Below are 12,522 nucleotides of genomic sequence, written 5' to 3'. Positions count from 1 at the left end.
ATTATGCTGCAACTAACGCCTCAGCATCGGCTGCTATTGGCAGTAAAACCGGTAGACTTCCGAAAAGGAATCAACAGTCTTATAGCTCTTTGTAAATTGCAATTGAGTGAAGAAGCCGATTCGGGGACCATTTTTGTCTTTACCAATCGACGTAAAGAAGCGGTTAAATTATTAGTCTACGATGGTCAAGGGTTTTGGCTTTGCATGAAACGCTTCTCCCAGGGCAAATTAAAATGGTGGCCAAAGGCTGGTGACACTACTTATAAAATCAGTGCTAAAGAGCTACAAATCCTCTTATATCAAGGCGACCCGAGACGCGCTGCCATTATGGAAGATTGGAAATCAGTTGCCGCTTAATGGTTTTTAAATGAGTGTGAATATTATGCGGCGAGTGGAGTTTCCTCTACCAGTGCTTGTAATGTTTGTTGGTAATTCCAGGGCAACCAAGCAAATGGGTCTTGTTTTACTTGCGCTTGGTGTTGCTGTAATGCCGTTAAATAATCAATGGGGTTAATACCATTCTTTAAAGCAGTATGGATAACACTCATTAATTCACTACCCACTTTGGCACCATTGAGGGTTTTGTGGAATAAGCTGCTTTTCCGAATACGGATAGCCAGCTTCAAAGCACGCTCAACTGTATTGGTATCCAACGGTGCACCGACGTGGGTTAAAAACCGAGTCAATGTGTCCCAGCGTTTAAGCCAGTAGCGGTAGCTTTTCGCTAAGGGCGTTTTAGGCTCTTCTACCGCCAATTGCTGCTCCATCCACTGCTTCATTTCTTCCATCAATGGCTTGCTTCTTTCCTGATGGAAAGCCAGTCGGTCTTCAGGGGATAGTGTATGCTTTTTGCAGTGAGCTTCGTTAGCATAAACTTGCCCAACCGTATCCAAGACGAGTGTAGCCTGATCAGGATAATCGGCTTCAAGCTCAACAAATTTTCTGCGACCGTGTACAATACAGTGACAGACAATGGTTTCTAAGGCTTTATCAACATTATTCTGAGATAAGGCATCGCAAGCTTGAAACGGGATAGGTAAATCCTCCTCCCGCTTATTTAATACATCGGTTAGGTTTTGCCCCGCATTTTTGAGGCCGGAGAAAAATAAATAGATAGGATGACCTTGATGATCCGCTACCAGACCGGTAGTAAATGTGCCTTTTTTATCTGGCTTATCAGGATTCACCTCCTTACCCGTCATTACTGATTGCACTTTGACTGTCGTATCATCCTGAAAGAATAAAGGGCTTTGTGCCCCTAAAATGATGCAGGCATTAAAAACATAAGTCGCGACTTGGTGAACATCAACACACAACCCCCATTGAGTCGTATCAGGGATAGGAGCTCCCGTCTGTTGTTGCCACTGAGCAAGTCTATACAGGGGAAGGCCTATTTGGTATTTTAAAACAGCAACCATCGCCTTGGCTCGCTCATCATATTTCTCAGTGATATTGATACCAGCAGGCAACGGTGTTGTATAGAGCTCACCGCATAACCCACAACGTAACCGTTGTCGCTCATAGCGAATGGCATTGAATAGTTGCCCACCCTCAATTCGGACAAAGACACCAGGCTTCTTGATTTGATAGAGCCTACCGCCACATTGAGTAGGACAAGGATCACCTGCTGTATAGTCAGGATGACTCAGTTCAACGGTTTCAGCGGCGGTATAAGCACTGGCAGGTAATCGACCATGACCAGGGCATTTAGGTTTATCTGTCGTATTGGCACTTGACTTAGGCTGGCTGTTGTCAGCCTTATTGGTATCATTATCCTGACTGACGTTACTTTCAATAGATGGCTCATCAGATTCAGTGGGTGGCTTTTTACTGCGAGAACGTTTCTCTGACTGGATACCAAATGCTTTTTTAAGGTTGTTAATACTGATTTTGGAGAATGTCAGTTGTTCCTGAAGCCATAAACACAGCTCCAATACACCGATAACTAAAATCTTGTGTGCCTCTGTTAAATTTGACTGCTCAATGGCCAGGCGTAATTGTTCAAAGCCTTCGACGGTTAGTGTCTCAATTTTGGGTGATTTCATTACAACGATAAACGGCTGTCAACTAGATGTGAGCAGCGTACTAGAGCGGATAGGTGATTGAATAGACGATATTAATCGTATAATGTGTAAGTTATTTACTGTTATAGTCGTGAGCTTTAAAGGGGTAGAGGTTTCAGTCAAAATAAGGCCGCAACGGGTACATCATACTGATGTTTATTAAAAGCTAGTGAGCAAATTATATGAGCAACTACACTAAAGATCATGAATTCTTCAAGCGAGCAGACGAAATAATTAGTCTTGCTAACACTCAATGTGACAGTACAGCAAATGAAAGTGTAAGCTTATCTCTACTTTTCGCTGCAGCTAGATTTAATGCTTTTATTGTAGCCTCGTCAGTCAGGAACATTGAAGAATTAAAAGCGGAAAAACCAGAAGCAGTAAAATATTTTAAAGAGCAATATGAAAAAATGCTTGTTGAAAACATTGATGAATATATTAAAAACTACAGTAACAACATTGAAAAACAAAGAAGTCAATATTAGGAGGAGCTTACTTGAATAATTGCCTTAGTCTGCTCAGTTGAAGCCTAAAGTAGACCATATTCCCTTGGAAACCCTGCATCGATGCTTAAAATATTTCTACTATTGCATGGTTGCCGAGGGAACACAATACTTCACAGGCCTTAAATTGTCGAGCCCCTGCGGTTGTGGCTTCCCTAATTAACTGAACCGTTTGTTGCCTATCCGCATACGGCGTTAAGCTTCCTCGTCCTGTCCCCAGATTGACTGAGCTTTTTTTTGAAGGACTAACAGCGCGGCGGCTTCTGCCAGCGCTTTTTCTTTTCGTTTCAGCTCTTTTTCAAGTTGTTGACACCGCTGCTTTTCCACTTGCAAGCTTTTCTTTAGCTTCTGAGAGGGTTGCTCTGGCTGAATAAATTCCCGTTTCCACTGGTCAACTTGTTCAACATACAGTCCTTTTTTTCGGCAATAGGCTGCTAGCTCTGGTTGAGATAAGGCAGCTGTCTCAATGATCACATTGAGCTTTTGTTCTGATGACCAGCTTTGAATTGGTATTTCTTTCGGCATGTTAACCTGTTGACTTCTTACCTTGGCTTTCCAAGTATGCAGGGTTGACTGAGGAATGCCAGTTAATTTATGTACTACTGGGACTGATTTATTTTCGGGTGGGAACAATAGCTTTAGGATATTTTCTTTTTGCTGCTTGGTATATTTAGCCATCAGTAATTGTCGTCATCTTAGTTAATAAAAACGACAACTAGCCTGACAGAGAGGGATAATGGGTTTGGCTTGTGTTTGTCGAATATGCAAACGTTCATCAGCCTTCTTTCCCTTTAATTGTCGTTCAATCGCGTAGAGTTTTTGAATATAAGCAAGAGCTTGATCCGCTTTACCCGTTTTCCCTTTGGGTTGGCTTGTTGTGGTCAAGTAAATTTGTACAACCTCATGTACTGTTAAACCAGTAACTCTTTAGCTGCAGGTGTTAAATAACCATTGTAACTATGAACCCAGCAGTGGTTGTAATACTTAATGTACTGCATAATATCTTTTTCAGACTCTTGGTAATTTTTGTAAAAAGTAGAAGGCATCCACTCAACTTTATAACTTCTAAAAAATCGTTCCGTTGGGGGTCGAGTCAACCGAAGGGAACCTCCCCCCTCAGTTGCTCACAGATCCGTACGTGAGCCTCTCGACTCATACGGCTCTTGTTATTCAGCCACCCAACGCCAAACTCGCCAATGGGCAAATAACCAAGGCTTATTAGCATACAACGCTCGCAGCCAGTTTCCTGCCCGCGTTTTACGTCGCTTAAGACGTTTACACTTTCGCATCACCCATTTAAGGAGTTTTCCATTGATGTAGTCATAAATCGCTGACAATGATGATTTCCTAAATCTACCGTAGTAATTTATCCATCCTTGAATCATGGGATTAATAGCATTAGCAAGATCTTCAATTGTGAGGCTAAAACAGCTTTTAATAATGGGATGCTCTTTTATCTTGAGCCTCATTGATTTAAGCGCTTTCCGGCTAACTGCCGGTGAAAAACTCACAAAGAATTTACCTTGCCTGTCCCGTGCACTCCTTGGCCTAAAGGTGTATCCCAAAAAGTCAAAACTTTGTACTGGAAAATCACCTTTACGGTTTGAATCCTTACAGTAAACAATCTTGGTTTTCTCTTCACAGAGCTCTAGCTTGCACTGGGTAAATCTCGCCCTAATTTTCTGCTCGATAAATAATAACTGTTGTTGGCTACGACAGTGCACAACAATATCATCCGCATAACGTTCAAACTCTATGCAGGGAAACCACCGCTGCATCCAGTTATCAAACGTTAAATGAAGATAGATATTGGCTATCAAGGGGCTGATAACACCACCTTGTGGTGTTCCCCTTTCCCGTTGTACACAGTCCCCATTAAGCATTATTACATCGGCTTTTAACCAACGCTCAATATACAACAATATCCACCTACATTGTGTAAATCTGGATACCGCTTTTATAACAAGCTTATGATCAAGTGCATCAAAGAAACCTTTAATGTCCATGTCTAAAACCCAGTTATTTCTCCAGCAACGTTGACGTGCCTGTGCTATTGCATCCAAGGCTGACTTTCCCGGACGATAGCCGTATGAGTCGCGATGAAAGAATGGCTCCACCGTGGGCTCCAGTCGATTTTTAACGACCATTTGTGCAATTCGATCCGAGATAGTTGGAATACCTAATGGCCTTACTTTTCCATTGGATTTTGGTATTTCAACCCGTCGTACAGGTGGAGGAAAATAACTGCCTGATGACATTCTATTCCATATTTTATAAAGATTGTTTTTAAGATTTACATCAAAATCGGCTATTGTTTGCTTATCAATACCTGCTGAACCTTTATTGGCTTTCACAGCTAAATAAGCATTCCACACCTCATGTTTGGTAATGTTAAATGACTTTGCCAATATTAATTACTCCTCCCAATTTATATTGGTTGATAAACAATATTGGCTGAATAACGCAACTCCTTCGCTCCACCACCATTACAGTGGCTTCAGCACTACTACGAGTTGCTCCGCCCCTCTGACTCACATTGGTACTTGCAGAATTATTCATTGAATAATTCCTCTTCCCTTCGCATTAAACCAGCAGGTTCCCACGTTCCACATAAGAGCCTGAATCAAGCTCATGCAGCCTCTACACCGAACGCCACTCAGCCCGTAAACAGGTGTCGTCTGAGCTTGTCCCGGGTCAATAACTCTACCCGGTTTTGACGTTAGTTGAATTGCTTTTCGACATGTCATCAGCTGTTCACTTGCGTTCATCTTCTTGATTCATACCTGACACGTTCAGTGCCTTTTCCAGCGACGCTCACCACCATGGCTTTTGACCATAGCAGCTCGTGGTGGTTTGAAGCCGAGCCCTGTAGCCAGACTTCGAGGGGCCTACCCTCATCTCTTATGCAGCACACACAACAGTTGCTATGCAACAAATTGTGCTCGTGGCACACCATTATCCCAGCAATTGCCTCGACGACTCATACTCTGCTTGATGCCGTATGTCGATAGCTGGTCACGGAACGCCTGGCTTGTATAGTGACAACCTTGGTCGGAATGAAATAATACCCCATTGGGTCTGCCTCTGGATTCATAAGCCATTCTGAGTGCTTGAATAGTGAGGTTAGAGTCAGGATGACGAGAGCAAGCCCATCCGACTATACGACGAGCAAAGAGGTCAATCACGATGGCTAAATATAACCACTGGGTGCCAGACCAAACGTAGGTGACATCGCCACACCAGACCTGATTGGGTGCATTAACACTAAACTCACGATTTAACTCATTATCAGCAACGGCTGATGGCTTAGTCGCTTGTTTATAGCGATGCTTTTTAGTCTGTTTGCTCTCTAGCCCCAGTTCTTTCATTAAACGGCCTGCCTTAAACCGGCCTACACATTCACCTTGTTGGGCGAGGGTGCCTGAGATGGTTCTAGCACCTGCAGCTCCACGACTATCATCGTATATTTTTATGACTTTTTCTTTTAAACGCTCTCTTTCAGGGTCCACTGCATTTAACTGTTTAACCCTATAGTTATAGGTACTACGAGGTATATTAAAAACATCACAAAGCTCCGTAACTTTATAATGCTCTCTTAAAGAACCAATCATACTGACGGCTTGATGGAGTCCGACATTAAGAGAGCGGTAGCCTTTTTTAATATATCTTTTTCTCGCTCCAAGCGTTTAATCTTTGCTTCTAAAGCCTGAATATGTTGCTGTTCAGCCGTCAGTGCTTTTCCTTTTGGTGTAATGCCCTGCTTTTCTTGTTGGAGTTTATTCACCCATTTGCGCATGGCTGATTCACTGACACCCACTGCTTCTGCGGCGTCTTTGGCACTGTAACCTTGGTTAATGACCAGGTTAGCTGAGTCAACTTTAAACTCTGTTGAATAATTCGGCTTTTTCAATGTTTGTACCTCTATCAATGCTGGGATGATACCACACAGTTAGGTGTACAAATTTATTAAGCCACAACACTTTGGACTTGTTCAACAAGGTGGGCAAGTGATCATACGGATGTTAGAGAATGTCAAACAAAAAACCATAGAGCCCATAATTAAGCAGTTTGTTAGTCCAGATACGCTCATGCACACTGATGAGTATAATATCTATTCACGGCTGAACAGTTGGGGCTACCAGCATAAAACCGTTTGTCATGGAAAAGGTGAGTACGCTCGAGATGAAGATGGTGATGGCTTTCATGAGGTACACGTTAATACAATTGAAGGTTGCTGGTCTCTATTACGATCATGGCTAAGGCCTCATCGTGGAATATCTCAGGAAAAACTGCCTTATTATTTAGAATTATTTGAGTTCGTATATAACGTAAGACGTCGAGGGAAAAGTTTGCTTAACGACCTAGTGGAGTTATTGGTATAACCCCCCTAGAAATCCATATAGAGCCAAACACAATTATTGGCTTTTTATGATTTTCCTGCTGAACACTAGCGACATATTCGGACAACAAACCCAATAGAGTCTGTGTTTGCAACAGTGCTGGCATCGATTAAGAGGTTTTAAGCTTTTAGCTGGTGTTATTGAAGGTGTCATTTTTAAGAATGGCACTAAAGTAAAATCAACAAAACACTGGCAAGCTTCTCATACACCAGATTTGACCATAACTCCTCATTTCTACCGGTTAACATTCAAGAAAATTTTCAAACGCGGATTGACCAGGCAATTGACATGATATTACATATCGTTAAGGCAACTTCATGTCGCACCACAAAATAAGTTACACTCTCACAAAAGGCTCGGTGAACAGTTTTATCTCTTATCTCGATTGCGCTGTTGCCCCCGTAATTCATTTGCTTTTTCTGATATTTGCCTCCTATTTTCAGAAGCGATTGAACAAAAACCAGAAAAAGTTTAGGCATTTTCAGAAAAACCCACAAAAACAGTTTAATTAGCATAACGCTTAAGCTGGTTGTTAAATTAAAATGGTGAAGCTTTAGTACTTACAATATATCACTTTTATTATATGCCCACATAGAACCAATACTGATTCCAATATGCCCATTTCCCCTAGGTAGATTTAGATTTGGCTTAGTATTTATTTCTACCCCAATAATAGCAACATCTAGCTTCCAGTCTTGAAGACGTGCAGAATAGTTTAAGTTAAATGACTTATTAATATCATTAATTGCTAGCTTAAACTGAGATTGATTGATACAAAAACCATAATCACCTTTTATCTTTGGAATATCTTTGTTATAGAAAGAAATTAATGCATCTCCATATCTATCTACACTTGATGTATATTTTATATTTGGATTATTACTATATTGCGATTGAGCATGTGAAATGATAATAGCTGTGTTTGTATCTTGTGTATCCCAGTGTACTTTATCATTTATTTCATATATGCTTCTTGAATCAAATAGCATTACATTTAAAAAAAACATTTTTTTCTGTACACTAACAAAATGTAGTGTATACATGACTTGATTTACCGCCTGCCCTTCAGTATAATTAGTTGATATTTTTAACTCTCCACTTATGCATAACTTTTCATTTGGAAACCATACTTTTTTTCCTTTTTCCCATCCAACATAATATTGAATGGAAGCTGCTGTATATTGAGTCGCCAAATCTGTACCAAATGTATTTAGATGTAAACCTGATGATTCACCTGAAATCTGAACAATTGAATTTCCAAAGTTAGGTAAAAATCCTTTTTTTGCTAGTGCCTTCTGGAAAACATCATTACTTATAAATTCATCAAAATGAGTCCACTGGTTACCATTCCAAATGTTGTTAGGTAATAATTTAAGCTCTTCATTTTCAGAAACAAGATTATTAAATACTAAATGAGGAATTTCATTTAGTTTAGGGGGGCTATCCGCATTATTAATATGGACTCTTTCTATAGAAAGCGCTTTGGGGATATAATGATAACGTTCAATATCATTAGCTAATGATACAACACTATAAAAAAGTATATAAAAAAACAACATAGCAATATTTTTATTAACTTTTATCAGACATATAGGCATCACAAACTATTCCTTATGTTATTTATTATAAATTTAACGCCCAAACTCATTATATCAAACTATTTTATATGATTATGTAATTTTTATAGCCATTACAAAACAAACTCACCCTTTAATAAGTTTTTCTTCAACTTACCTAAAAAGCTATATTTCATCCAAATATTGAATCTAATTATAAATTCAGCTCCTCTTTTCTAAGCTAAATTAAATACCGCATTATTTGTTTATTGAGAGAGTCAGATTTTTTAGTATAATTTGTTCTATAAAACCAGTACTTTAAGTAGAATCTTTCCAAGTTACTTATCTGAAAAGCTATACATTGGCAAAGTAATTCACATAGTGAACATATTAATTAATATTTTATTCCGCACAATTAATTATTACCCAGTAAATATTCATTACAAAAGTGTTTCTCCTAATTCCTGTGATATACAAACTGTACCAAAAACCAACTGAGCTTGAGAATACATAAATAAACCAAATTACTTTTTTCCGACTGATAGTTCTGATAGCAGATGTTAATCCTTCGTCTCTCATGTCATGTCCTTATAAAGTGATCATCTGAACAAAAGGCTTTGTTCAACTAAAATACTTCTACTACCTGCTTTATGCTTTGGCCTATGACTCAGTTTCTTATTTCCACTTTGTGATTTCAACATCATCCCTTTCATAAGTCCTTCGCACTGATCTTTGAGGTATAAGGCCTATTCTATGTGAAAAATGTTCCAGCGTTTGACTTCTTCTGTTTCATATTCAATATTCGACCTGAGTAAGGCTTTGGAGCTAAGGCTTCGATTCCTGCTCTTATCGCAAATATTAAATTTGAAAATACTATTTTTACCCAATCCATAGATATCACTAACATTGACGAGTGACTCACCATCAAATACTTTTTATACTGCTAGCTGTCTGAGTAACATTTTTTTCTTCTGTTGCTAGTTTTCTAGCATCATTTTTCATACTATAAGCATGGCATAATTTTGGAGAGTATCCACTATTTCCGACTCATTAGTAAGCTTTGATATGGCATGTGTATTGTTTCCTTTTATGTGGGGAAGATCAATCTCGCATTGCTCGCATCAATCAAGTAAACTACAGCCCAACTAGAATCAACTTATAGCTTATGCTTTTTCAATAACTAAACACTCTTTATGATTAGAGCAACTGACTTTCTTGCAGCATTGATTGGCTTACTATTGCTTTGGCCAGTACTACTTGTAGTAACCATTATTGGTTATTTTGATACTGGCAAGCCAATATTTGTACAGCGTCGTATAGGTAAAAATAGCTGCACATTCACACTGATTAAATTTCGAACAATGTATCCTCAAACTGCTTCTGTAGGAACACATTTGGTTAATGCAAGTGCAGTTACTCGGTTTGGAACTTTCTTAAGGAAAACGAAGCTAGATGAACTGCCCCAATTAATTAATGTTTTACTGGGACAAATGAGTTTGGTAGGAGCTAGACCTTGCTTGCCAAATCAGCAAGTGCTTATTGAGGAAAGGGATAAACGAGGAGTGTATAACTACAGGCCAGGAATCACAGGCCTGGCACAGGTTAATAACATAGATATGTCTACACCAAAAAAACTGGCTAAAATTGATGCTTTAATGCTCAAACACCTTAATCTCTGTTTATATTTCATTCTAATCGTTAAAACAGTTTCAGGCAGTGGCCAGGGTGATAAGATACAAAACTAGTGGAACCTACGAAGTTGGGTAGTAACTTTACGTATGCCATTTTAGCTACTGTAATTTTCTAAAAAATATTTAGCTGTTTTTTTGAGTGACTCTTCCATCCTGAAAGATGGAGTCCAATTGAGTATTTTTTTTGTTTTGTCTATATCTACATGTAATGAGCCACATAATCTCTGATAAATGTTTTGTTTTCCAATAGCAGTGGCACCTGCTTTTAAAAACCAGTTAGGTAGTCCTATCAGATTGGGCTTCATGTGAAATGCCTCCGATATACATCTTAAAAGCTCTGATGTTGATAAGTCTTTGCCATCTGAAACTAGAAAAACTTGATTCGCAGCTGCCGGATGATCTTTACAGGTATCAATCATATCCACTAAGTTATCCAAAGCAACTAAACTGCGCTGGTTGTATATAGCACCAAAGGGTAAGGGCACCCCTTTATATACCCAGCGCATCATATTAAGAAAATTGGCTTTAACACCTGGACCATAAACAAGTGGAGGTCGAACAATGACTACCTCTAAACCTGTGTCTTGCGCAATTTTCATTAGTCCTTCTTCAGCTTCTAGTTTTGAAACCCCATAGGGGTCAAGTGGGGTAGGCTTATCATCAGCAGTAAAAGCTACTCCTGGCCTAGTATTTTCACCGTTAACCTTAATTGAGCTGATAAAAACAAAGCGTTTGACTCCAACTTCCACAGCCTGACGAGCTAAGTTTAGTGTACCTGCAACATTGACATAACGAAATTTTTCAAGAGGGTTTGGTTCATGCCTATTCAATATGTGTACTCTGGCTGCCGTGTGAATAATCACATCAACCTTCTGAAGAGTTTTTTTCCAAATAGTTGTAGGCTCCAAACTCTTAATATGAACTTCAATATTCTCAGTTATAATAGATGGTATAGAATGCCTAACAGCTGCTAACAATTCAATTTTTTCATACTTTGCTAGCTGTGAAACAACCGCTTGTCCAATAAAACCATTTGCACCAGTCACTAGAATTTTCATTGTAGCTTTACCTCTGGCAACAATGAAATAATATCCCGTGCCATTGACTGCATAATATGCGGCCGGGAATACTTCAAAACGAAGTTAGTTCTTGGTTGGTTCGCTAGTTTAAGTCTGTCAAATGCTTTGACTGCTTCTGTACGATTGCAAGGAGGAAATACCTCTGCATTGGATATTTCAGTGCGAATAAAGTTGGCTGAATAACCTGCCACCCCAGCCCAAATCGGTTTTCCTAACGCTGCATACTCAAATACTTTAGATGGAAGTACCTTCTTAAATGCATCATAATCATTGAGATGGAGAAAAAGAACATCTGCACTCTCATATGCTTCTTTTAGTTTCTCACGTTCCATGGGTGGCAGCAGCTCTACATTGGTTGCAGAATGCTCTACCAGCTGGGATTGTAAAACTGCTTTTCTCCCACCATCACCTATAATTTTGAAACGCACTCGCCCCTGCAAGCAATTTGCTAATTGTGGTACAATTTCATGTAGTCCCTGCCCTTCTCCAATATTTCCTGCATAAAGAACCGTCAATTCTTCCTTTTTTTTGTTAACATATTTGCTTGTGTGGTAGCTACTTAAAAAAGCTTCATCAATACCATTAGTAAAGAAGGTATATTTTGGAAAAGGATAACGAGTTTCAAAGTAGTTTTTAAACCCCGGCGAGACTAAATTAACTTTATCCGCTTGCTTTATTGTTCTTGACTCAGCCTGAGAAAAAAAAGGCTTAACCAACATAGCAAACCAAAAAGGAAGCACATCTTTTATCGTATCTACAAAAATATCACGAATGTCCAGATAAAGCTTTGCTTGATGCTTCCTGGCTACCCAAGCCCCTAATGCAGCAGTCATTAGCCTTGAAGAGGTAGCACAAACTAAATCATAATTTTCTGAGTTTATATACTTAATAACCTCTTTAGCAAAAGAATAAAACGCCTTCGACTGATCTATCATACCACTATTGTGGCTTGGCAATTTAATTCGCCTAATAAATAATGTTTTGAACTTCTCATACTCTACTGCTTTGCTAACATATGACTGATAACGATTAGGTAAGGTCGTTAGTACATCGATTTTTGTATCTTTCGGTAGTTCATTCTGCAAGCTCTTGACGAGTGCAGACGCACGGAATGATCCTGCCGATAAGTCGGGAGGATAATAAAAGGTCAAAATCAGAATTTTCAAGCGTTCCCTCGCATTGTTTCATTATACAGCCAGTTCAACTGATATAGTTAAATCCATCTAACTA

Annotated in this window: 14 protein-coding genes and 1 pseudogene; 4 read left to right on the top strand and 11 right to left on the bottom strand. The window is 39.2% G+C overall.

Annotated features, from left to right (window positions below; all coding sequences use genetic code 11):
• The first annotated feature begins 3 nt into the window (after positions 1–3).
• On the top strand, positions 4–357 hold the full coding sequence (gene tnpB, locus OQE68_RS21845; RefSeq protein WP_180571489.1) for an IS66 family insertion sequence element accessory protein TnpB: 354 nt from the start codon (positions 4–6) through the stop codon (positions 355–357).
• A gap of 23 nt (positions 358–380) precedes the next feature.
• On the opposite strand, the gene tnpC is transcribed toward tnpB, so the two are convergent.
• On the bottom strand, positions 381–2,045 hold the full coding sequence (gene tnpC, locus OQE68_RS21840; RefSeq protein ID WP_266195626.1) for an IS66 family transposase: 1,665 nt from the start codon (positions 2,043–2,045) through the stop codon (positions 381–383).
• Positions 2,046–2,245: 200 nt separating this feature from the next.
• Between tnpC and OQE68_RS21835 the strand changes: the two genes are divergently transcribed.
• On the top strand, positions 2,246–2,548 hold the full coding sequence (locus OQE68_RS21835) for a DUF3144 domain-containing protein (RefSeq protein ID WP_180572215.1): 303 nt from the start codon (positions 2,246–2,248) through the stop codon (positions 2,546–2,548).
• A gap of 213 nt (positions 2,549–2,761) precedes the next feature.
• Here OQE68_RS21835 and OQE68_RS21830 read toward each other — a convergent pair whose 3' ends face one another.
• From OQE68_RS21830 to OQE68_RS21805, 7 genes and pseudogenes are all read right to left on the bottom strand, one after another.
• Positions 2,762–3,244, bottom strand: a complete 483-nt coding sequence (locus OQE68_RS21830) for a hypothetical protein (RefSeq protein WP_180571722.1) — start codon at positions 3,242–3,244, stop codon at positions 2,762–2,764.
• 21 nt (positions 3,245–3,265) lie between these two features.
• Positions 3,266–3,451, bottom strand: coding sequence for an IS66 family transposase (locus OQE68_RS21825; RefSeq protein ID WP_180571723.1), 186 nt, complete (start codon positions 3,449–3,451; stop codon positions 3,266–3,268).
• Positions 3,452–3,477: 26 nt separating this feature from the next.
• A complete protein-coding gene (locus OQE68_RS30960; RefSeq protein ID WP_180571724.1) occupies positions 3,478–3,663 on the bottom strand; it encodes an IS3 family transposase in 186 nt (61 codons plus the stop codon).
• 69 nt (positions 3,664–3,732) lie between these two features.
• Positions 3,733–4,974, bottom strand: a complete 1,242-nt coding sequence (ltrA, locus tag OQE68_RS21820) for a group II intron reverse transcriptase/maturase (RefSeq protein ID WP_219340258.1) — start codon at positions 4,972–4,974, stop codon at positions 3,733–3,735.
• Positions 4,958–5,125, bottom strand: coding sequence for a hypothetical protein (locus OQE68_RS21815; protein WP_180571725.1), 168 nt, complete (start codon positions 5,123–5,125; stop codon positions 4,958–4,960). Before OQE68_RS21815 ends, ltrA begins: the two co-directional genes overlap by 17 nt.
• 395 nt (positions 5,126–5,520) lie before the next feature.
• Positions 5,521–6,228 (bottom strand): annotated as a pseudogene (locus OQE68_RS21810) (IS3 family transposase); the annotation flags it as partial.
• Positions 6,174–6,476 (bottom strand): transposase, encoded by a 303-nt coding sequence (locus tag OQE68_RS21805; RefSeq protein WP_180571726.1) that lies wholly within the window; start codon positions 6,474–6,476, stop codon positions 6,174–6,176. The gene OQE68_RS21805 and the pseudogene OQE68_RS21810, both read right to left, overlap by 55 nt.
• Before the next feature lie 43 nt (positions 6,477–6,519).
• On the opposite strand from OQE68_RS21805, the gene OQE68_RS21800 reads away from it, so the two are divergent.
• Positions 6,520–6,948 (top strand): IS1595 family transposase, encoded by a 429-nt coding sequence (locus OQE68_RS21800; RefSeq protein ID WP_266195793.1) that lies wholly within the window; start codon positions 6,520–6,522, stop codon positions 6,946–6,948.
• Between the two features lie 578 nt (positions 6,949–7,526).
• Here OQE68_RS21800 and OQE68_RS21795 read toward each other — a convergent pair.
• A complete protein-coding gene (locus tag OQE68_RS21795) occupies positions 7,527–8,564 on the bottom strand; it encodes a hypothetical protein (RefSeq protein ID WP_180569658.1) in 1,038 nt (345 codons plus the stop codon).
• 1,151 nt (positions 8,565–9,715) lie between these two features.
• Here OQE68_RS21795 and OQE68_RS21790 point away from each other — a divergent pair.
• Complete coding sequence (locus tag OQE68_RS21790) at positions 9,716–10,267, top strand: sugar transferase (RefSeq protein ID WP_180569657.1); 552 nt, start codon at positions 9,716–9,718, stop codon at positions 10,265–10,267.
• Positions 10,268–10,308: 41 nt separating this feature from the next.
• Here OQE68_RS21790 and OQE68_RS21785 read toward each other — a convergent pair whose 3' ends face one another.
• Together OQE68_RS21785 and OQE68_RS21780 are read right to left on the bottom strand one after the other, a co-directional pair.
• Positions 10,309–11,271 carry a UDP-glucose 4-epimerase family protein gene (locus OQE68_RS21785; RefSeq protein ID WP_180569656.1) on the bottom strand — a complete coding sequence of 321 codons (963 nt, stop codon included), beginning with the start codon at positions 11,269–11,271 and terminating at the stop codon, positions 10,309–10,311.
• A complete protein-coding gene (locus OQE68_RS21780; protein ID WP_180569655.1) occupies positions 11,268–12,458 on the bottom strand; it encodes a glycosyltransferase family 4 protein in 1,191 nt (396 codons plus the stop codon). Before OQE68_RS21780 ends, OQE68_RS21785 begins: the two co-directional genes overlap by 4 nt.
• Between the last annotated feature and the right edge of the window lie 64 nt (positions 12,459–12,522).

Origin of the sequence: Spartinivicinus marinus (genome assembly GCF_026309355.1) — a bacterium.
GTDB classification, from domain to species: Bacteria; Pseudomonadota; Gammaproteobacteria; order Pseudomonadales; family Zooshikellaceae; genus Spartinivicinus; species Spartinivicinus marinus.
This window is presented reverse-complemented; position numbering and strand designations above follow the sequence as displayed.